At 69.0% G+C, this 19,203-nt stretch carries 20 protein-coding genes; 4 read left to right on the forward strand and 16 right to left on the reverse strand.

Annotated elements, in window-relative coordinates; all coding sequences use genetic code 11:
* Position 1 precedes the first annotated feature (1 nt).
* From nagZ to SJY26_RS16310, 3 genes are read right to left on the reverse strand one after another with little or no spacing between them, the layout of a single operon-like run.
* The gene (nagZ, locus tag SJY26_RS16300) at positions 2-1,051 is read right to left on the reverse strand and encodes a beta-N-acetylhexosaminidase (protein ID WP_396594023.1); all 1,050 of its coding nucleotides are present in this window, start codon (positions 1,049-1,051) and stop codon (positions 2-4) included.
* Between the two features lie 4 nt (positions 1,052-1,055).
* On the reverse strand, positions 1,056-1,826 hold the full coding sequence (locus tag SJY26_RS16305; RefSeq protein ID WP_396594024.1) for an SPOR domain-containing protein: 771 nt from the start codon (positions 1,824-1,826) through the stop codon (positions 1,056-1,058).
* A gap of 50 nt (positions 1,827-1,876) precedes the next feature.
* On the reverse strand, positions 1,877-3,073 hold the full coding sequence (locus SJY26_RS16310; RefSeq protein ID WP_396594025.1) for a deoxyguanosinetriphosphate triphosphohydrolase: 1,197 nt from the start codon (positions 3,071-3,073) through the stop codon (positions 1,877-1,879).
* Between the two features lie 47 nt (positions 3,074-3,120).
* On the opposite strand from SJY26_RS16310, the gene SJY26_RS16315 reads away from it, so the two are divergent.
* Positions 3,121-3,498, forward strand: coding sequence for a HesB/IscA family protein (locus tag SJY26_RS16315; protein ID WP_396594026.1), 378 nt, complete (start codon positions 3,121-3,123; stop codon positions 3,496-3,498).
* A gap of 4 nt (positions 3,499-3,502) precedes the next feature.
* Here the strand turns inward: SJY26_RS16315 and SJY26_RS16320 are convergent, their stop codons facing one another.
* The 3 genes from SJY26_RS16320 to SJY26_RS16330 form a co-directional block, all read right to left on the reverse strand.
* The gene (locus SJY26_RS16320) at positions 3,503-4,252 is read right to left on the reverse strand and encodes a prephenate dehydrogenase/arogenate dehydrogenase family protein (RefSeq protein WP_396594027.1); all 750 of its coding nucleotides are present in this window, start codon (positions 4,250-4,252) and stop codon (positions 3,503-3,505) included.
* On the reverse strand, positions 4,249-5,583 hold the full coding sequence (locus tag SJY26_RS16325; RefSeq protein ID WP_396594028.1) for a dihydroorotase: 1,335 nt from the start codon (positions 5,581-5,583) through the stop codon (positions 4,249-4,251). Before SJY26_RS16325 ends, SJY26_RS16320 begins: the two co-directional genes overlap by 4 nt.
* 156 nt (positions 5,584-5,739) lie before the next feature.
* A complete protein-coding gene (locus SJY26_RS16330; RefSeq protein ID WP_396594029.1) occupies positions 5,740-6,696 on the reverse strand; it encodes a glycosyltransferase family 9 protein in 957 nt (318 codons plus the stop codon).
* 96 nt (positions 6,697-6,792) lie between these two features.
* Here SJY26_RS16330 and SJY26_RS16335 point away from each other — a divergent pair, with 96 nt between their 5' ends.
* From SJY26_RS16335 to SJY26_RS16345, 3 genes are read left to right on the forward strand one after another with little or no spacing between them, the layout of a single operon-like run.
* Positions 6,793-7,593, forward strand: coding sequence for a YgfZ/GcvT domain-containing protein (locus SJY26_RS16335; protein ID WP_396594030.1), 801 nt, complete (start codon positions 6,793-6,795; stop codon positions 7,591-7,593).
* A 36-nt stretch (positions 7,594-7,629) separates the two neighbouring features.
* Complete coding sequence (locus tag SJY26_RS16340; protein ID WP_396594031.1) at positions 7,630-8,214, forward strand: DNA-3-methyladenine glycosylase I; 585 nt, start codon at positions 7,630-7,632, stop codon at positions 8,212-8,214.
* 47 nt (positions 8,215-8,261) lie between these two features.
* A complete protein-coding gene (locus tag SJY26_RS16345; RefSeq protein WP_396595792.1) occupies positions 8,262-8,861 on the forward strand; it encodes a ribonuclease HII in 600 nt (199 codons plus the stop codon).
* On the opposite strand, the gene SJY26_RS16350 is transcribed toward SJY26_RS16345, so the two are convergent.
* From SJY26_RS16350 to bchY, 10 genes are all read right to left on the reverse strand, one after another.
* Positions 8,858-9,145, reverse strand: coding sequence for a hypothetical protein (locus SJY26_RS16350; RefSeq protein ID WP_396594032.1), 288 nt, complete (start codon positions 9,143-9,145; stop codon positions 8,858-8,860). The two genes, SJY26_RS16345 and SJY26_RS16350, sit on opposite strands and share 4 nt — an antisense overlap.
* Positions 9,146-9,201: 56 nt before the next feature.
* Entirely contained in the window at positions 9,202-10,236 is a 1,035-nt protein-coding gene (locus tag SJY26_RS16355; protein WP_396594033.1) for a DNA adenine methylase, read from the reverse strand.
* 196 nt (positions 10,237-10,432) lie between these two features.
* Complete coding sequence (gene pyk / locus SJY26_RS16360) at positions 10,433-11,866, reverse strand: pyruvate kinase (protein WP_396594034.1); 1,434 nt, start codon at positions 11,864-11,866, stop codon at positions 10,433-10,435.
* Between the two features lie 122 nt (positions 11,867-11,988).
* A complete protein-coding gene (locus SJY26_RS16365; RefSeq protein ID WP_396594035.1) occupies positions 11,989-13,656 on the reverse strand; it encodes an alkaline phosphatase family protein in 1,668 nt (555 codons plus the stop codon).
* Between the two features lie 142 nt (positions 13,657-13,798).
* The gene (gene pufM / locus SJY26_RS16370; RefSeq protein ID WP_396594036.1) at positions 13,799-14,722 is read right to left on the reverse strand and encodes a photosynthetic reaction center subunit M; all 924 of its coding nucleotides are present in this window, start codon (positions 14,720-14,722) and stop codon (positions 13,799-13,801) included.
* 14 nt (positions 14,723-14,736) lie between these two features.
* The gene (gene pufL / locus SJY26_RS16375) at positions 14,737-15,561 is read right to left on the reverse strand and encodes a photosynthetic reaction center subunit L (RefSeq protein ID WP_396594037.1); all 825 of its coding nucleotides are present in this window, start codon (positions 15,559-15,561) and stop codon (positions 14,737-14,739) included.
* A gap of 117 nt (positions 15,562-15,678) precedes the next feature.
* Entirely contained in the window at positions 15,679-15,852 is a 174-nt protein-coding gene (gene pufA, locus SJY26_RS16380; RefSeq protein WP_396594038.1) for a light-harvesting antenna LH1, alpha subunit, read from the reverse strand.
* Positions 15,853-15,934: 82 nt separating this feature from the next.
* Positions 15,935-16,102, reverse strand: a complete 168-nt coding sequence (gene pufB, locus SJY26_RS16385; protein ID WP_396594039.1) for a light-harvesting antenna LH1, beta subunit — start codon at positions 16,100-16,102, stop codon at positions 15,935-15,937.
* 114 nt (positions 16,103-16,216) lie between these two features.
* Positions 16,217-17,686, reverse strand: a complete 1,470-nt coding sequence (bchZ, locus tag SJY26_RS16390) for a chlorophyllide a reductase subunit Z (protein ID WP_396594040.1) — start codon at positions 17,684-17,686, stop codon at positions 16,217-16,219.
* On the reverse strand, positions 17,683-19,203 hold the full coding sequence (gene bchY / locus SJY26_RS16395) for a chlorophyllide a reductase subunit Y (RefSeq protein WP_396594041.1): 1,521 nt from the start codon (positions 19,201-19,203) through the stop codon (positions 17,683-17,685). The genes bchZ and bchY overlap by 4 nt, the downstream gene beginning before the upstream one ends.

Raw genomic sequence — 19,203 nt, forward strand, 5'->3', positions numbered from 1 at the left:
CTCAGGCCTGGGCCTCGCCCACATCAGGACCCTTCAGCCCTGTGGCGAGGGCTGTCACCGTCCGCGAGAGACGGCGGCCATCCGCCAGCCGGTCCAGAGGCTCCGGCTGGCGCACGATCCGCGCAAGCGCCGCCTCGGCCCGCCTGCGTGACTTGCCCTTCAGTTTGCCCGTGCCCTCGGCCACTTCCGCCATCTCGCCCAGATCGCCGCTGCAGTGAAGCACAACGTCGCAGCCCGCCTTCAACGCCGCGGCTGCGCGGCTGGACAGCGAACCGGCCAGGGCCTTCATCGACAGGTCGTCGGTCATGATCAGGCCACCGAAGCCCAGCCCCTCGCGCATCAACCGGATCGCCTTTTTCGAGGTGGTGGCCGGTCGCTTCGGGTCGATGGCATGGAAGACGACATGGGCGGTCATGGCCATCGGCATGTCGGACAGGGCCCGGAAGGGCACAAAGTCCCAAGCCTCCAGCGCCTCCAGCCCGGCATGGACGACCGGCAGCTCATGATGGCTGTCGGCGAACGCCCGACCGTGGCCAGGCATGTGTTTGATGACGGGAAGGACCCCGCCGGCCAGCAGTCCTTCGGCGGCGGCCCGGGCCAGAAGGGCGACCAGACCGGGATCGCCGGCCCAGGCGCGGTCGCCGATAATGTCGTGGGCTCCGGGCACCGGCACGTCCAGGACGGGGGCGCAGTCGACCGTGATTCCGACCTCGCGGAGGTCCTCAGCCATCAAGCGCCCGCCCAGCCGGGCCAGTTCGCGGGCGACGCCCGGATCGTGGGTCGCCTTCAGATAGGCATCACCGGGTGGGTATTTGGGCCAGTGCGGTGGGCCGAGGCGCTGGACCCGTCCGCCCTCCTGATCGACCAGGACGGGCGCGTCCGGATCGCCGATACTGTCGCGGAGCGCCGCGGTCAGGGCCCGGACCTGATCGGGGCTGTCGATGTTCCGCCGGAACAGGATAAAGCCCCAGGGCCGCGCCTCGGCGAAGAAGGCGCGCTCCGCCTCCGTCAGAACCTGGCCCGAGCAGCCGTAGATGGCGGCGCTGGTCAAACCCCTATCGCACCAGACAGTCGCCGCCGCCCGACTTGATCGCCGAGCAGAAGCTGCGGGCGTCCTCGGCACTCAGGCCGGTGAAGGTCGTGCGGTAGACGGTGGAGCCGTTCGAGGCCGTGACCTCCTGCACCCGCTTGGAAGCGTTGCGGGCGAACTGCGGGAAGCGGGCGGCAACGGCGGCATATTCCCGGTCAGCCACGGCGGTCGAGGAGAAGGCCCCGATCTGGACCGCGGCTGAACCGCCGGCAGCGTTGGCCACGGCCGGCGCGGGCGCATCGGCGGCCGGACGGGCGGGCGCAGGAGCCGGAACGGTGGCCGGTCGCGCAGCGGGCGGCACCTCGGCCGTCTCGATCGGGCGGGGGGCCGGGCGGGGCGCTGGCGTCTCGGGCGGCGCCGTGAAGGTGGGCGCGGTCGTGGGATCGCCGGTCTCGTCATACAGTCCGACGCCGGCCTCGGGATCGACCGGCTGGTCGGCGTCTGACGGCTCGACCTTCAGCTGGGTGATCGGGGTGCCGATCGCGGGCGGGGCATCCTCGGAGGAGCGCAGACCGGAGCGGTAGAACAGGATCACGGCGATGATCAGGACCAGCAGCACGCCAGCGCTGACCAGAAGGGTTACGGGCGGAGCCTTCGCCGGAGGCGCGCGGCGGGCGTCGAAGCCGCCGCGATTGAACGGCAGGTCGTCGTCCGTCGGCGGCGTATAGGCTCCGCGGTCGCGGGGACGGTTGTCGTCGTCATGAGACATGGTCTGGGCCTTCCCGGGGGCGGTCACGAATCGGAGTGTCAGCGCTGCAGTCTAGCGCAGGCGGCGGGTCCGACGAATCACAGATCGAGGGCCACGTCGAGGTTGAACAGTTTGCGGTGCTCGAGGGTCGCATAGCGGTCGGTCATGCCGGCGATGTAGTCACAGACGGCCCGCGAGCGCTTGTGCAGGTCCTCGCTGGCGGCGCGGGCCCCCCATTCGGTCGGCATGACCTCGGGCTCGGCCATGAAGAGATCGAACATCTGGGCCAGCATCCGGCGGGCCTGGCTGCGGGTCCGGTTGACGCGGTAGTGGCGGTACATCCGCTCGAACAGGAACCGCCGCAGTACACCCAGATCGGCCATCATGGGATCGGAGAACTGGATCAGGGTATGGCGGGCAGCACGGACGTCCTCGGGGGATGTGATCCGATCATCGGCCAGCCGGTGCTCCGTCTCGGTCAGCACATCATCGACCATGACCCCGATCATGCGGCGGACCGCTTCCAGACGGATCATACGCTCATCCAGATCTGGCCAGTCCCGGCGGGTCCGGTGCAGCACCGGACCGATCAGGGGCACGTCGGCGAGGTCGGCAAGGCTGAACAGACCGGCCTGTACCCCGTCGTCCACGTCGTGGTTGTTATAGGCGATGTCGTCGGCGATGGCGGCGGCCTGGGCCTCCAGCGAGGCGAAACTGTCCAGCCGCAGGTCCCAGCCGGCGGTGTAGTCGGCAATGGCCCGCCACGCGGGCTCGTCCAGCTTGTGGGTCACCGGGCCATTGTGTTTGACCACGCCCTCGATCGTTTCCCACGACAGGTTCAGGCCGTCGAAGGTCGGATAGCGGGTCTCCAGCTTCGTCACAACGCGGAAGGTCTGGACGTTGTGATCGAAGCCGCCCCACGGCTCCATCCGGGCCTGCAGCTCGTCCTCGCCGGCGTGACCGAAGGGCGGGTGGCCCAGATCGTGGGCGAGGGCGACGGTCTCGGCCAGGTCCTGATCGAGCCGCAGGGCATGGGCGAGGGACCGGGCGATCTGGCTGACCTCGAGGCTGTGGGTCAGGCGGGTGCGGTAGTGATCCCCCTCGTGCGCCACGAAGACCTGGGTCTTTTCCTTCAGGCGGCGGAAGGCGGTGCAGTGGATGATGCGGTCGCGATCGCGCGCAAAGGCGTTGCGCGTGCGGCTTGGGGCCTCGGGAACAAGGCGTCCCCGCGACGCCCCGGCGTTCTCGGCGTAGGGGGCGCGGGCGTCAATCTGGCTCAAGGGCGAAGACTTCACAGGGACGGCCTTTGCGAACGGGCCCTTGCAGCCTCATATAGGGGGACATGACCCCGGTCCAATCTGCCCCGCTGGAACTGACGATCGCCCCGCGCACACCGGGCGGTATCGTGCTGGCCCCCAGCGCCGCACGGCGACTTGCCAAATTGGGAGAGGCCGAAGGGCGTCCCGTTTTGCTGCGCGTCGCGGTCGAGGGCGGGGGCTGTTCCGGCTTCCAGTACCGGCTGGATCTGGTCGAGGCCGGCGAGGCGGACGATCTGCGGATCGAGACCGACGGTCAGGCGGCGCTTGTGGACCCGGTCTCCGTGCCGTTCCTGAAGGGCTCGGAGATCGCCTGGGTCGACGAACTGGCGGGCGCGCAGTTCGTGATCCGCAATCCGAATGCGGCGACCAGCTGCGGCTGCGGCGTCAGCTTCTCGATCTGACCGGTCAGCCATCGAGATCGGCCCGGGCCTGGGCCGCGAGGTCGAAGAACCGGTTGCGGACCTCGGCGGCAAAGGGGTTGTCGCGTTCGATGGCGCGGAAGACGGCGGGCGAGTCGTAGCGCACCATTTCGACTGCCTGCATGATCCGTTCGAAGCTGGCCGTGGTCATCCGCGTCGGCAGGGGCTCCATCGCCAGCAGGACGCGCGAGATCAGATGGGTCAGGCCCTGGACCACGGCGGCCTCGCGGTCATGGTCCTCGGGCGAGACCAGAAACACCTTCAGCTTCAGGGCGTGGCGGCAGAAGGCGGCGACGCGGCGGGCGGTCCGGTCGCCGCGAACGGGACAAATCGCGATGCGCAGCCCGGCGATGCCATCGCGGGCGCTCTGGGGACCGAACAGGGGGTGGGTGCCGACGGCCTCGACATGGACGGGCAGACGGTCGGCCATCAGCCGGGCGGGGCCGACCTTGACCGAGCCGACGTCGAGAACCAGCGCGCCGGGCTGCAGATGCGGTTCGATCGCGGTCAGGGTGACGGCCAGAGCCTCGACCGGGACGGCGAGCACCACCACCGGGCAGGCCGCGACCGTGGCCAGGTCGGCGAGGTGGACGCCGCCTTCCGCGTCACGGGCGGCGGGATCATGGGCGAGGACCTGAAACCACGGCTCAAGGTTCCGGGCGGTCAGGCGGCCGAAATCCCCGTAGCCAATCAGCCCCAGTGTCGGGCGCGAATCCGGGTCTGTCGCGGGGCTCACGCCTCCAGCGTCTCCTGAAACCGGACCGGTCGGCCGTGGGCAGAGCCGATCAGGGCCCCGTCGCGCATGACCACGCGGCCGCGCACGATGGTGGCCATGGGCCAGCCGGTGGCCTCGAACCCGTCGAAGGGGGTCCAGCCGCAGCGGCTGGCCTGCTGGTCGTGGGTGATGGTGCGTTTCGCCTTCAGGTCGACCAGGGTCAGGTCGGCGTCATAGCCCTCGGCCAGCCGCCCCTTGCCGGCCGTGCCGAACACCCGCTGGGCCCCGGCCGAGGTCAGGTCGACGAACCGCTCCAGCGTCATCCGCCCGTTCGCCACATGGGTCAGCATGACCGGAACCAGGGTCTGGACCCCCGGCATGCCCGAGGGCGAGGCCGGGTAGGGTTTGGCCTTTTCTTCCTTCGTATGCGGGGCGTGGTCGGAGCCCAGCACATCGACCACGCCCTGATCGATGCCGCGCCACAGGCCGGCGATGTGATGGGCGTTGCGGATCGGCGGGTTCATCTGGGCATAGCCCTTCAGCCGCGCATAGGCCTCGTCGCCGTCGAGCGTCAGGTGCTGGGGCGTGGTCTCGACCGTCGCCACGTCCCGGTGGTGGGCGAGGAACTCGATCTCTTCCGCCGTGGACACGTGCAGGACGTGGATCCGCTTGCCGACCTCCTTCGCCAGTCGAACCAGCCGACGGGTGCTCAGGATCGCGCTTTCAGCGTCGCGGACCTCGGGGTGGCTGGTCCAGTCGCCGGGCCGGGCGAGGTCGCGGCGCTCGGCCAGCCGGTACTCGTCCTCGGAGTGGAAGGTGGCGCGGCGGCTGACGTTGCGCAGCACCTCGCGCACGCCGTCGTCGTCGGCGATCAGCAGGTCGCCGGTCGAGGCCCCCATGAAGACCTTGACGCCGCAGCAGCCCGGCAGACGCTCCAGCTCGCCGAGGAAGGCCGCGTTGCCGTGGGTACCGCCGACATAGAAGGCGTGGTCGGTCCACATCCGGTCGCGGGCGCGGGCCAGCTTGTCGGAGAGGGTGTCGGGATCGGTGGTGTTTGGATTGGTGTTCGGCATCTCGAACACGGCGACGACGCCGCCGAGGGCCGCGGCGCGGGAGCCGGTCTCGAGGTCTTCCTTCCACTCCAGCCCGGGCTCACGGAAATGGACCTGGGTGTCGATGACGCCGGGCAGGACCGTCAGACCCGTCGCGTCGACGATCTCTCCGGCCGAGGCCTGGCCCAGATCCCCGATCCGGGCGATGCGCCCGTCGCGAATCCCCACATCGGCCTGGCCCCGCCCGGCGTGGTTGACCACCTCACCACCGCGCACGATCAGGTCATAGGTCTGGGTCATTGAGGCTTCCGCGAGAAAAGTGTGTCCGGATTGTCCGGATGGTCCGGATCAGAGCCGCCGGATGATGCAAAAAACAGAGTCCGTTGAGTCCGTTGAGTCCGCATCACCGGGTCTCGACGCGCCATTATAGGTGCACACGAAGCGACGCCGCATCGATCAGGCGTATTTTTTTTCCATCAGTCTCTGGGCGGCCCCGAGCACCCGGTCGGCGGGCAGGCCCATCATGTGCTGGATGGCCTGGTTGAGGCGCGGGTCGACGGCGCGGAACTCATCGAGGGTGCGCTCGCCCCGGATGGAGACGCCACCCCAGGGACCGACGCGGGAATCGTCGGACGGGCCGAAGACACCCACGGACGGCACGCCCGCCGCGACAGCCAGCTGGGTCCAGAGCGAGTCCGGCCCCACATAGAGGCTGGCCCGCGACAGGGCGGCAGCCGTCTGGAGCCGGGTCAGGCGGCCCTGGAGCTCGATCACCCGGGTGCGGGGCACGGCCAGGCGGATGGCATGGGCGGCCTCACGATCCGCCTCCTCGCCCACGATCATCAGCCGGCCGCCGGCCAGGGCCCCGCCTTCGGCCAGCAGCGGGGCCGCGACCCTGGCATAGCGTTCGGCGGGCCAGCGCTTGCCGATCCAGTCCGCCCCGGGACCGACAGCGAGGATCGGTGCCTCACCGGTGCCGATGAAGGCCTCGGCCGCAGCACGCGTCTCTTCGCCGAAGAACAGCCGCGGCGCGGGCACGGCGTCCAGCTGAAGCACGCGAGCGGCCAGTTCGACGGCATGCAGCCCCGGCTGGTCCGGTCCGCGCACGGCCCGCTTCTGACGCTGGAGTCGTTCGGAGAATTTGGTGCCGCGCATGTCCACGACCAGACCCCAGCGGGTGGTGCGGACCTGGTTCCACAGGGCGATCCAGTCCCAGCGCCCGGTCCGGTCCAGTACGATCAATCGGCTCAGGCGTGGCGTGTCGGCGAACAGCGGTGCCGTCGCGGCCGAGCCGACGACGGTGAAGTCGGCGTGCGGAACGGCATCAACCAGATGGGCGAGGACCCCGGAGGACAGCACGGCCGCCTCGGCGTCAGCCTCGGCGATATACAGAATTGGAAAGCGGGCACTCATGTGTCGACCGTATACGGATGTCCTTGCGGCAGAGGTGAGGCGGAAGCGCGGCCTTGCCCCTCCCCTCAACGCGCGCGGCCCCCTATCTTTCCGCCCATGACCAATCGCATCGCCCAACTGCCCGACCGTGCCCTGATCCGGGTGGCGGGACCCGATGCGAAACCCTTCCTGCACAATCTGCTGACCCAGGATGTGGAGACCCTGGCCTCCGGTGAGGTCCGGTTCGGAGCCATGCTGTCACCGCCCGGGCGGCTGCTGTTCGATCTGTTCCTGTGGGGCGAGGCGGACGGGGTGGTTCTAGATGTGGCGGCGGACCGGCGCGAGGCGCTGATGGCGCGGCTGTCGATGTACCGGCTGAGGGCGCAGGTGGAGATCACGGCGGATGACCGGCCGGTGATGGTCAGCTGGCCGGGGGTCGCCGAGGGGTTCGCGGTTGATCCCAGACTGGAGGCGCTGGGCGGGCGGGCGCTGGGGGAGCGGAGCGCCGATGGCGAGGCGGACGCCTGGGACGCGCACCGGCTCGCGGTCGGGGTGCCCGATCCGTCGGCGCACGGCGGTTTGGACGCCGCGTATCCGATCGAGGCCAATTTCGACCTGCTGAACGGTATCGATTTCCAGAAGGGCTGTTTCGTCGGTCAGGAGACGACCAGCCGGATGAAGCGGCGCGGCGGGATCAAGAAGCGGATGCTGCCGATCGCGTTCGAGGGCCCGCCCCCCGCCCCGGGCACGGAGGTGCTGAACGGCGAGTTGCGGGCCGGGGAGGTGCTGAGCGGCCGTGACGGCGGGGCCATGGCCCTGCTGCGGCTGGACCGGCTGGAGGGCGCGCTGACGGCCGACGGCCGGGCGGTGACGGTGCGCCAGCCGGGGTGGATGGTGGACGGGGCCGAACCGGCCTGACTTTGCCGGACCGGCGCGGGGGTCCATCCTGATCCGATGACCGAATCGTCCGGACGCTGCCACTGGTGCGGGACCGACCCGCTGTATGTCGCCTATCACGACACCGAATGGGGCGTGCCCGAGTATGACGCGCGGGCGTTGTGGGAGAAGCTGGTGCTGGACGGGTTCCAGGCCGGGCTGGCGTGGATCACCATCCTGAGAAAGCGCGAGAGCCTGAGGGCCGCGTTTGCCGGTTTCGATCCGGATGTCGTGGCCGGGTTCGGCGAGGCCGACCGGGCGCGGCTGATGGCCGATCCGGGGATCATCCGCTCGGGGGCCAAGATCGACGCCGCCATCCGCGGCGCGCGGGTGTTCTGCGACATGCGCGAGCGGGGTGAGGATTTCTCCGGCTGGCTGTGGAGCTTCGTCGACGGGCGGCCGGTGCAGGGCGAGCGCGTCGGTGGAGATATCCCGGCGCAGACGCCGGTTTCGGTGGACATGGCCAAGGCCCTGAAGGCGCGGGGCTTCGGCTTCTGCGGGCCGGTCATCACCTATGCCTTCATGCAGGCGACCGGGATGGTGAACGACCACGTCGCGGGCTGCTTCCGCTGCGACGAGGTCCGGGCTATGGGCGGGACGTGACGGGCAAGACGACATCGAAGGCGGGGACCGCGCGGGCGTGGCCGACGCTGGCGCTGGAGACCCGACTGGCCGCGCGCGTCGGCGGGCCGGTCTGCGGGGTGGATGAGGCCGGGCGCGGGCCGTGGGCCGGGCCGGTCTCGGCCGGGGCCGTGATCCTGTCGGCCGACTGCCTGCCCGCGGGCATCGACGACTCCAAGGCCCTGACGGCGGGGCGGCGCGACGCGCTGGCGGTCGAGATCAAGCGCTGCGCGGTGGCCTGGGGCGTCGGCTTCGCCTCGGTCGAGGAGATCGAGAGGCTGAACATCCTGCAGGCCACGGGCCTGGCCATGTGCCGGGCGATCGAGGCGCTGTCGGTCCAGCCGCGGGCGGCGCTGGTCGACGGCAACTACCGGTTCAAACTGCCCTGCGATGTGGAGACGGCGGTGGGGGGTGACGGGCTGTCACTGTCGATCGCGGCGGCCTCGATCCTGGCCAAGACGGCGCGCGATCAGGTGATGATCGAGATGGACGCGGTCTATCCCGGCTACGGCTTTGCCGGGCACAAGGGCTATAATGCGCCGGTGCATTCAGCGGCGCTGAAGGCGATGGGGCCCTGCGCCATACACCGGCGGAGCTGGTCGCCAATCCGGGCGCTGCTGGAAGCCTAGAGAGACAGGGCCCCGCCCATCAGGGCGCCCGTCACGGCGGCAACGCCGGCCCCGAGGGTGACGATGATCCAGCGCGGGAGGGCCTGGGCCTCGGCCTGGGCCTCGACTGGCCGGGCCGGCACTGGGTCGGGCGCAATGAAGTCGGCCCGGGCGAGAAAGTCATTGGCCGGGCGGCTGTCAAAGCGGGTGGTACCGGGCACGCGCCAGGCAGCGGTCTGGTAGGTCAGGACGGAATTGCGTGCGGCGGACGGGCCCACGAGCCGGCGGCCTTCAGTTGGGGTCATGATCAGCTCTTCCATGCCGCCTTAACGGGTCATTCAGACCCGTGTTCCCGGTGTCGTCAAGCCGCCAGAGCCACGGGCCGGTCGGTCACCACGAACAGATATTCGACGTTTCGCAGCCGGCCGACCGCCCCGACCTTCTCGCCCTTCGGATTGTGGATGCCGATGCGGGCCCCGACGTAGCGGGGACGCGGGATCTCGACGACCCGGACATGGCCGCGCGTGGACAGCATGGCGACCAGCTGCTCGCGATCCAGATAGCCCTCATCGTTGAAGGAGACGATCAGGTTGGGCGCGCGGATGGCGTCGATCACGGCCTGGAGCGCCGGCCCGATGCCGGGCTTCGAGTTGAAGGCGCTCTTCCTCGTCTTCACATCGATCCGCTTGTTGGCGATGCCATAGGTCTCGGGTTTGTCCCAGAGGACCAGACTTTCCCAGACGTGGTAGTTCCCGAGATAGGAATGCTGGTTGTAGGGCGGGTCCAGATAGACAAGCTCGCCGTCGAAAGCCGAGGCCGTTTCCAGCGCGTCGGCCCGGGTGGCGCGGCAGGGGCCGGCAGCGACGGCGGGCTGGAGGGCGGGCATCCGCAGGGCCAGCGGCTTCAGCGCCCGCGTCGCCCAGGACTTCATATAGGCCATCTGCAGGCCGGCGGTGGAATCGACCCGGTCGGCGGCCTCCATCAGGCTGACGAGTGCGATGGCCTTCAGCTCGGGCTCAAGCCCCATGGCCTCGATCCGGTCGCGGATCGCGTCGATGCGGGCCCCGTTCTCAGGCGTGAAGTAGCGGGCGTCCTCGCAGAACGTCCGGGTGAACCAGCCGGGCGACGGCGGGGTGGCGGCCAGATCGGCGAGGACGGCGGTGGCCCGGTCGAGCCAGCGGTCCTGGTCGGCCTGGACATAGGCCATGGCCAGGGTGTGGGCGTAGGCGTTGTGGTCGTTGGACCAGACCCGGAACCCCTGCCCCTTCAGCGCATGGCCGACGCGGGCGGTGCCGGAAAACAGATCACAGACGTAGCCTCCATCGGGCAACAGGCTGCGAACGGCCGAGGTGATCGGCTCGATCAGGGCGCGCTTGGAGCCGAGGTATTTGATCATGGGCTCTCGCACCCTGCCCTTCCCCCGCCCTTCGCGGGGGAAGGCCGTCCGTCTTCGAGCGAAGCGAGAACAGGACGGATGGGGGAACGTCGGTGGGCTGTAAAACAAGACAAGACTTCCCCCATCGGCCCTGGATCGCTGCGCGATCGACGGGCCGCTTTCCCCCGCGAAGGGCGGGGGAAGGACATTGCCGAGATTAGCGCTTCGCCTTCTTCAGGGGAGCATGGGCCAGTCGAAGGAGATTCGCAGCCCCCGGGGCCCCGAAGGGCGTGCCGGCCAGGATCAGGATGCGCTGGCCGGGCTGGGCGAGGCCGAATTCCATGGCCGAGTTGACGGCGTCGTCGGTCACGTCCTCAAGGCTGGTCGGCTCCTTGCCCAGCCGGGGTTCGAGGCCCCAGACGAGCGCCAGGCGACGGGCGGTCTCGGGTTTGGGCGTCAGGGCCAGGACCGGCTGCAGCGGGCGCTCGCGCGCCATGCGTCGGGCGGTGCCGCCGAGAGTGGTGAAGACCACGATACAGGCTGTGGACTGGGCCTCGCCGGCCTTGCGCGCGGCGGCCACGAGGGCGTCGGCGTCGAAATCGTCCATGCCGGCGTGTTCGGCGTCCATCAGACTGGGCCACAGGGGGTCGGATTCAACCCGCTCCATGATCCGGTTCATGATGCCCACGGCCTCCAGCGGATAGTCGCCGGACGCCGTCTCAGCCGACAGCATCAGGGCGTCGGCCCCCTCATAGACGGCGTTGGCCACGTCGGAGGCCTCGGCCCGGGTCGGGGCGGGCGAGGCGGTCATGGATTCCAGCATCTGGGTGGCGACGATCACCGGCACGCCGCGCTGGCGGGCGGCCCGGATGATGGCCTTCTGGGCGACCGGGACCTCTTCCGGCTCCATCTCCACGCCGAGATCACCGCGGGCGACCATGACGCCGTCACAGTAGTCAAGGATGGCCTCGAGGTCGGCGAGGGCCTGGGGCTTTTCGATCTTGGCGAGGCAGGCGGCGCGGCCCTTCACGATGGACTTCAGCTCGGCCATGTCCTCGGGCTTCTGGACGAAGCTGAGCGCGACCCAGTCGACGCCGATGCGCAGGGCGAAGGCCAGGTCCTCGCGATCCTTGGGCGTCAGGGCCGAGACGGGCACGACGGCCTCGGGGACGGCGACGCCCTTGCGGTCGGACAGTTTCGTTCCGCTTTCGACGGTGACGTCGGCCCACTCATCCGTGCGTTCGCCGACCCGGAGGCGGACCCGGCCATCGTCGAGCAACAGCAGCATGCCGGTGCGCAGGGCGCGGAAGATCTCGGGGTGGGGCATCTGCACACGGGTCTCGTCGCCCGGCGTCGGATCGAGGTCGAACCGCATCTTGTGACCCGGCTTGATGTCGATCTCGACATTGGCGAACCGGCCCAGCCTCAGCTTGGGGCCCTGCAGGTCGGCCAGGACGCCGAGAGGCCGCTTCAGCGCCATCTCAGCCCCGCGCACGGCCTTCAGAGCCGCGGCGTGATCCTCATGCGTGCCGTGACTGAAGTTCAGACGGAAGACGTCGACCCCGGCCTGGGCCAGTTGTTTGACCATGCCGGGGGCCCGGCTGGCCGGCCCCAGCGTCGCGACGATCCGCGCGCGGCGTGCTCTGTTCATGCGCTCTCACCCGTTGGCCGTTGTCCGGCCGCGTTCCCTGTCGCCCCTTGTGCCCACGAATCGCAGCCGGGGTAAGGCCGGGGCCGGCCGGGAAACAGGAAGTGAGTCGCTGTTACGCGCGCTCAGTCCGCTTCAGCACAGGGGGCAGCACCGAAAAGGCCGAGGTCGAGGCAGCGTCCGTCGAGATCATCCGGCGTCTCCACAGCCATCGCACGGGCCAGGGTCGGGGCGATGTCGATGGTGCGCACCGGCAGATAGCGCTCCTGACCGGGTCCGCCCGGGGACCAGAAGAGGATCGGGACGCGACGGTCGTAGTCCCAGGGTGTGCCGTGCCCCGCCACCGAAAGCCCGGCACGACCCGCGCCCGGGGTCGTGCCCGGCTGCAGGGCGATCAGAATATCAGGCGATCGACCGTCGACAGCCCCGACCCGCTGGCGCTCCAGCAACGACAGTTCCTGGGGGCTGGCGTGCCGGGACGGGACGGGCGCTGCCAGCGCCTCCTCGATCGTCCAGGCCCCGGCCACGGTCGGCTCGGCGCGCAGGGCCTCGACGGCGGCGGCGGCCACCCGGGCGCGCAGGGGCTGCGGCAGGGCGATGTTGCCGGCCCCCACGACCATCAGCCCGCTGCCGCCATAGGTCAGGGGATCGACGTCGAGGTTGAAGCGGGCCTTCAGCACCGCATTGACCCGGCCCCGCAGGTCCGGGTCGCCGCGCCGCGCCTCGGCGAAGCCGCGCGTGGACTGGCGCTCGGGGAAGTCATTGCCACCATGGTCGGCGGTCAGAACCACCAGAACACCGCCGGGCACGTCGGCGAGGCGGTCGAGGAAGGTGCCAAGGGCCGCGTCCAGCCGGTGCATCTGGTCGCACATCTCCGGGCCCTGGTTGCCGAAGGTGTGGCCGATCCGGTCAGTGGCCGACAGGCTGACGCCCAGCATGTCGGTCACGCCACGACGGCCCAGTTCGCGGCTGTCCAGCAGCTCGGTCGCGGCCTCCAGCGTCATTTCGTCGAGGAAGGGCGAGGTGTCGATGGCGAAACGCTGCGGCGGGACGGCCGCATGGAAGCTGGCCCCGCCGACGGTCCAGTCGGCCTCGAGGGCGCGGCAGGCCGCGTCGCTGTAGGACCAGACCGGCGGGGTGGCCGCGATCCGCGCCGCGATCCGGCTGTTCAGCGCGGCGACCGGAGCCAGCCGGGCCCCGGCGGCCTGATCCGGCTCGACATAGGTCGTGAAGCCGAAACCGACCGTATACCAGAATGCCCCGTCGCCCTGATGGCCGTTCAGGGTGATCGCCCCGCGGTCCTTTCCGGAGACGGCATAGACGCGGCTCTGCGGGCTGACGGCCTTGAGCCAGTCGCCAAGGGTCGAGGCCGCCATCTGTTCCGGACCGACCGGGCCATTGTCGGTGTTGCGGCCGTGGGCCAGCGTGTTCTGCGGGGCGGCGAGACAGTAGACTTCCTGGCCGGTCGTCCGGTCGATCCAGTCGTTGGCCGGGATGCCGGTCCGGGCCGGGTTGAGGCCGGTCAGCACCGTGGAGTGACCGGGGCAGGTCTCGGTCATCGCATGCTGCTGATAGCCGCTGGCATAGACCAGACCCTGATCAGCGAGGGTCTTGAGTCCGCCGGTGAAGCGGGAGCGATACTGGTTGAACAGGTCGGCACTGAACTGGTCGACGACGATGGTGACGATCAGGGCCGGCGGCCGCGCGTCGAGGGCGGCGTCGCGCGTCTGGGCAAGAGCCGCGACGGGGGAGACGGCAAGGGCAAGGCAGAGACTTGCGAGCAGACGGGACATCGCGGCACCGGGTCAGTCGAGGGGGCCTCCGCATAGCGCCCCGGTGTGACGGCTCCAAGACCGGATCAGGGTTCCGAACCCGACGCAGACGAAAAGACGCGCCGGGCGAACCCGGCGCGTCCTGTCTGTCGTGCCCGCAGGATCAGCGGGCGTAGTTGTGGGCGATGGCCCAGTCGTACCAGCTTTCGACGACGGTGCCGGTCAGCAGGATGCCGATACCGCCCGTCAGGGTGGTCAGGACGGCGAACCACCAGGCCCAGCGGTGGATGGACTCCATCGTTGCGTTGAAGCCCATGGTCCAGCGCCAGAACAGGGCTCCCCGTTCAGCTCCCGTGCCGCGATCGGTGATCTGTTCCACCTCGCGCTCGGCCCCGTAGCGGCTTGTGGCCAGAATGGTCGCGCCGTGCATGGCAAACAGCAGGGTCGAGCCATACAGGAACACGATCGAGAGGCAGTGGAACGGGTTGTAGAACAGGTTGCCGTAGGTGATCGAGAAGGCTCCGGTCCAGTCGAGGTGCGGGAAGATGCCGAACGGCACGGCTTCCGACCAGCTGCCCATCATGATCGGACGGATGAAGCCCAGGACCAGATACAGCCAGATCGCAGAAGCGAAGGCCCAGGTGGTGTGGGTGCCGAGACCGAGGGCCTTGGCCCGCAGATAGGAACGGACGCACCAGCTGATCACCGAGACCGTCAGCAAAAAGCCCGCGATGAGCCACCAGCCGCCCTGGTTCAGCGGCGGCAGGATGTTCAGCCCCTGCTCGGGCGGCGGCGGATACAGACCCAGCCACAGCAGCTGGCGAACGAACTCGATCGGGTTCCAGTCGACCGAGGCCAGCATGTTCAGGCCGATGATCTCGAAGGCCAGGAATCCGGTGAACAGCGACAGGATGCCGGTCCAGCCCAGGTGCATCGGGCCGATCTGGGCGTTACCGATCCGGCCGATCCAGTGTGAGAAGAAGGGCGTACCGACGCGCCAGGCGTCGTCACCGGCCTCGGTCGGCACCCCCATCTCGGGATGGGCGCGGACCTGCACCTGGGTGAAGATATTCTGATAGGCGGACATGGTTCCCCCCTCCCCTATTGCCAGATCGGCAGGTTGCGCCAGCCGTCCCACCATTCGGGCCAGCCCTTGTCCCAGAAGGGACCGCTGATGACGATGCAGATCGCGCTCCAGATCCCGGCCTGAAGGGCCAGAAACAGGCCGACCCGGTGAATGCCCAGGGTGCCGACCGAATAGCCGATGAAGTCACGGAAGAAGGTGTCCTCATGCTCGGGCTGGCGGACTTCCTTGCCGGGGCCGGGATTGGTCGCGGCCAGAACCAGCGAGCCGTGGAGCGCCAGCGCCATCGTCGTCGTGAAGAAGAAGGTCACGGCGACCATGTGCGCGGGATTGTAGTGGAAATTCAGATACTGGTAGCCAACGTTCGACACCCAGTCGAGGTGGCTGAAAATACCGTACGGAAAGCCGTGGCCCCAGGCTCCGAGCAGGAACGGACGTACGACGACCAGCGACAGATAGGCGAGGATGGCCACGCCGAAGGCGATCGGGACATGCAGGCCAATGCCGAGCTTGCGACAGATCTCGACCTCGCGCAGGGCCCAGGAGATGAAGGCCCCGGTCGCGCAGATGGTCACCAGTTGCCAGATCCCGCCCTCGCGGAGGGGCGCGAGCGACAGGCCCCATGAGATGTCGGGCGGATTGATGGTGATCAGCCACGGGTTCCAGGTGTCGCCCAGCGACGCTCCGTAGAAGATCAGCGCGGTGCCGAGGGCCGAGAAGAAGGCCGTCGTGACGCCGAAGAAGCCGACATAGAACGGCCCCACCCAGAAATCGAACATGTCGCCACCGATCAGGGTGCCGCCCCTGACGCGGTATTTGCGCTCAAAACTCAGTAAGGCCATGACCGTCTCCGTCCTTGATCTCGCCCTGCGAGCTGGACATCTGTTTCATCACGGTCGCGTCGGACGGAGGTCGGATCGCTCCGTCTCCGCCCGCGCGCCGCATCAGCGGATTGCCCGTCAGGGTGTGCCGGCGGCCGCAGCCGCTGCCTGGGCACGCTCGGGACCGTCGATCCAGTTGTACCGGGGCGAGCTGAGCAGGATGAAGTGGATCAGCAGAGCCAGGGTAAACAGGAAGACGGCGAGCGCGACCAGCGCCCGACGAGGGTCGAACAGGAGCCAAATTCTCCACATAACTGTAGTCCTCCATAGCCATCGAGTGGCTTTGTTGGCGACGGCAAGGGATTACCCCTTGCCGACAAAGTAAAGTGGAGACCTAGGCCCCCAGCCAGGGACGCCAGTACCAGACAAGAACGTGCGCCACGATCGCGATGAGCGTGAAGCCGATAAAGCTGGTCATGAAGATGCCGTGGAATTCCTTGGCGGCTTCAGGCGTGAGTCCGGTGAGGGACCCAACTGGTCTTTCATCAGGTAGATGAGACATCTCTCCTCCTTTCGTTGGAGCAAGTCTTCGACCACGGGGAAGTCCCGTGGCCGTTTCCGCCACCCGGACAGGCCGGATGACGGAACTGGGGTCCTGCGCAGAAGACGGCGCGCATCAGGCAGCCCTCCCGCTCAGGACGATGGCGTTGGCGGCAAAGAGGCGGTCGAGCGTGACCCGATCCTCCCCGGCCTGGCGGGCGGCGCGCTCGGCCGTGTCGCGCAGGCGTTTGGCCGCCGAAATTCGAACGATGACGGGCTGCGACGCGACGAGCTTCTCCAGCTCGTCCATGGCCGCGTCTTCCCAGGCGATCTCGGCATGTGGCCGGGCGAGCGTGGGTTCGACCTTGTCCATCTGGGACGCCAGCGGGAGGATGTTGAACAGGGCGTCGAAAAGGGCGTTGCAGACCTCCTGCACCAGCCAGGTGCAGCCCGCGTAGCCCATGAAGGGCGTGCCTGTGTGCCGCCGGATCGCCGCGCCCGGGAAGGAGGCCGGGACCCAGACGCCCGAGGGGCCGTGTCCCCCGCCACCGGCTTCGGCCAGATAGATGCGCTCGTTGATACTGCCGAACAGGACCAGCGGCCGCGTCTCGCGCACCAGCCGGGCGATCTCGGCATTGTCGGTCTTGGTACCGGCGCAACGCGAGATGGCGAACTGGCAGGGCAGGCCCAGATCGTCCTCCAGGAACTTGCGGACGCCCCGGGTGTAGGTCTCGCTGGCGACGATGGCGAAGCTGGCGGTTCCGAAAAAGTCCTGGGTCACCGAGCGCCACAGGTCCCACAGGGGCTTGATGGTGGTGTGTTTCTCGCGCTCGATGAAGGGCTCGGGGTCGACCCCGGTCATCTCGCCCAGCTGGCGCAGGAACAGGGTCGTGGAGTCCAACCCGATCGGGGCCTGGAGGTAGGGCTTCTCGAGCGCCTCACACAGGCCGCGACCGAACTCGCGATACAGGCAGATGTTGACCTCGGCATCGGCGAGATTGCGCACATCGGCCAGGTGGCTGCCCAGCGGGAAGGTCATGTTGACCTCGCAGCCGATGCCCTCGACCAGACGGCGGATCTCGGCCAGGTCCGAGGGCATGTTGAACACGCCGTACATCGGGCCGATCAGGTTGACGCGCGGCTTGTCACCCTCCGCCCGGTCGCGCGGGCGTGGCATCTTCTTTGGCCCGAACTGGGTCCACAGCCAGGTCAGGGCGCGGTCGGCCGACTGCCACTGATCCTCGTCGATGGTGCGCGGCAGGAAGCGCTGGATATTGGTGCCCTCGGGCGTCACGCCGCCGCCGATCATCTCGGCGATCGAGCCGGTGACGACGACGGACGGCAGCGCCGGGTCCAGCGTCTTCCACGCCCGCTTCATCGCCCCTTCAGTGCCGTGGCGGCCCAGCTCGTCCTCGCCGAGCCCTGTGACGACGATCGGCAGCTCGTGCGGCGGCAGGCCGTCGGTGTAGTGCAGCACGCTGGTGACCGGCAGGTTCTCGCAGCCCACCGGGCCGTCGATGATGACTTGCAGCCCCTTGATGGCGGTGAAGGCATAGACCGCGCCCCAGTAGCCGCCGGCCCGGTCGTGATCGAGGATCAGCGTCATGTGCCGACGTGCTCCTCGGCCTTGGCCGCCGCCGCCATCTGCTTGGCGTAGCGGGCCTTGAACTCGGGGCGGGCCACGGGCGTCTCGGACCAGATGCCGGCCGTGTCGCCGGACCCGACGCCCTCGAAGAAGGCGCTCATCCGGTCGAACCGGGCCTTGTTGCCGATGGCGGCGTTGATGACCTGGGCGAGCGAACCCGCGCCGGCCGGGCCCATCAGGGGCCGGGCCGAGATCAGGTTGGTGAAATACAGGGCCGGGATCGACAGGGACTTGGCGTGCTGCACCACCGGGGTGGTGCCGATGGCGAGGTCCGGCTTGATGGCGTCGACCGCCGACAGGTCCTGTTCCAGAGAGGCGCGGTAGTTGACCGTGACGCCCTTTGACTCCAGCCACTCGCGGTCGGGGTCGGACCATTTCGTCTGCGGGCAGGCGGTGCCGACATACTCGACCTCGGCACCGCTCTCGATCAGCAACCGGGCGACCAGAAGTTCGGACCCCTCATAGCCCGAGACGGTGATCCGGCCCTTGATCGGCGCGCCGGCCAGGGCCGCACCGATGGCGCCAACCATGGCGTTCTTGATGCCGTCGATCTGCGCTTGCGGCACGTCGCAGGCCTCACCGATGGCCTGCAGCCAGGCGGCGGTGCCGTCGCGGCCCACCGGGGCCGAGCCGACGACCTTGCGGCCGGCCGCCTCGAACTCGCGCACACTGGCGGTGTAGAAGGGGTGGATGGCGGCGACGACGGCGCAATCGAGGGCGGCATAGAGCTCGCGCCATTCGCGCGTCGGCACGACGGGCCCGGCCGCGAGGCCCATGGGCTCGAGCATGCGGCCGATGATCATGGGGTCGGCGGGGAACATCTCGCCCAGCAGGGTTACGGTGGGCTTGTCGGTGCGCTCCTTCGGGGCGGCGACAGGACCGGCCTCGGCCTCCTTGCGCGCATAGTTGAGCATGGCCCCGGCCAGGACGTCCTTGGCCTCGGCATGGGTCGGGATGCCGAAACCGGGCACATCGATGCCGATGATGCGGACGCCGTTGATCTCTTTCGGCAGCAGCTGAAGCGGCACGCCGGACGCCGTCGGGACGCACAGGTTTGTGACGACGATGGAGTCGTACAGCTCCGGGTCGGCCATCTGGAACACCGCCTCGCGGATGTCCTCGAACAGCTTGCCCGTGACCAGGCTCTCGGAGTTGAACGGCACATAGCCGACCGAGCGTCGCGCGCCGTAGAAGTGGCTGGTGAAGGTCAGGCCATAGACGCAGCAGGCCGAGCCCGACAGGATCGTTGCCGTGCGGCGCATGCGCAGCCCGACGCGCAGACTGCCGAAGGCCGGGCACATCGACTGCGGCTGGTCATGGGGACCGACCGGATAGTCCTTCGCATAGCGGGCCAGCACTTCGGACTTGCCGGCCTTCGACGCGGCCGCCTGCAGCTCGGCCTTGCCGCCGTGGCAGCCGCCGTCGAGCGAGACCGGCTCGGGCGCGGGCGGATCGATGCGGGCGACGCCATCAGCCAT

The organism is Brevundimonas sp. R86498 (assembly GCF_044598075.1).
GTDB lineage: Bacteria > Pseudomonadota > Alphaproteobacteria > Caulobacterales > Caulobacteraceae > Brevundimonas.

What these genes read in the sequence shown, in the direction of transcription:
- SJY26_RS16330 (WP_396594029.1), bottom strand. Translation starts at nt 6,696, where the DNA reads ATGAGTGCCCGCTTTCCAATTCTGTATATCGCCGAGGCTGACGCCGAG.
- pufA (WP_396594038.1), bottom strand. Translation starts at nt 15,852, where the DNA reads ATGTGGAGAATTTGGCTCCTGTTCGACCCTCGTCGGGCGCTGGTCGCG.
- pufL (WP_396594037.1), bottom strand. Translation starts at nt 15,561, where the DNA reads ATGGCCTTACTGAGTTTTGAGCGCAAATACCGCGTCAGGGGCGGCACC.
- pufM (WP_396594036.1), bottom strand. Translation starts at nt 14,722, where the DNA reads ATGTCCGCCTATCAGAATATCTTCACCCAGGTGCAGGTCCGCGCCCAT.
- pufB (WP_396594039.1), bottom strand. Translation starts at nt 16,102, where the DNA reads ATGTCTCATCTACCTGATGAAAGACCAGTTGGGTCCCTCACCGGACTC.
- SJY26_RS16335 (WP_396594030.1), top strand. Translation starts at nt 6,793, where the DNA reads ATGACCAATCGCATCGCCCAACTGCCCGACCGTGCCCTGATCCGGGTG.
- SJY26_RS16340 (WP_396594031.1), top strand. Translation starts at nt 7,630, where the DNA reads ATGACCGAATCGTCCGGACGCTGCCACTGGTGCGGGACCGACCCGCTG.
- SJY26_RS16365 (WP_396594035.1), bottom strand. Translation starts at nt 13,656, where the DNA reads ATGTCCCGTCTGCTCGCAAGTCTCTGCCTTGCCCTTGCCGTCTCCCCC.
- SJY26_RS16350 (WP_396594032.1), bottom strand. Translation starts at nt 9,145, where the DNA reads ATGACCCCAACTGAAGGCCGCCGGCTCGTGGGCCCGTCCGCCGCACGC.
- SJY26_RS16325 (WP_396594028.1), bottom strand. Translation starts at nt 5,583, where the DNA reads ATGACCCAGACCTATGACCTGATCGTGCGCGGTGGTGAGGTGGTCAAC.
- SJY26_RS16355 (WP_396594033.1), bottom strand. Translation starts at nt 10,236, where the DNA reads ATGATCAAATACCTCGGCTCCAAGCGCGCCCTGATCGAGCCGATCACC.
- SJY26_RS16315 (WP_396594026.1), top strand. Translation starts at nt 3,121, where the DNA reads ATGACCCCGGTCCAATCTGCCCCGCTGGAACTGACGATCGCCCCGCGC.
- bchY (WP_396594041.1), bottom strand. Translation starts at nt 19,203, where the DNA reads ATGGCTGATGGCGTCGCCCGCATCGATCCGCCCGCGCCCGAGCCGGTC.
- bchZ (WP_396594040.1), bottom strand. Translation starts at nt 17,686, where the DNA reads ATGACGCTGATCCTCGATCACGACCGGGCCGGCGGCTACTGGGGCGCG.
- pyk (WP_396594034.1), bottom strand. Translation starts at nt 11,866, where the DNA reads ATGAACAGAGCACGCCGCGCGCGGATCGTCGCGACGCTGGGGCCGGCC.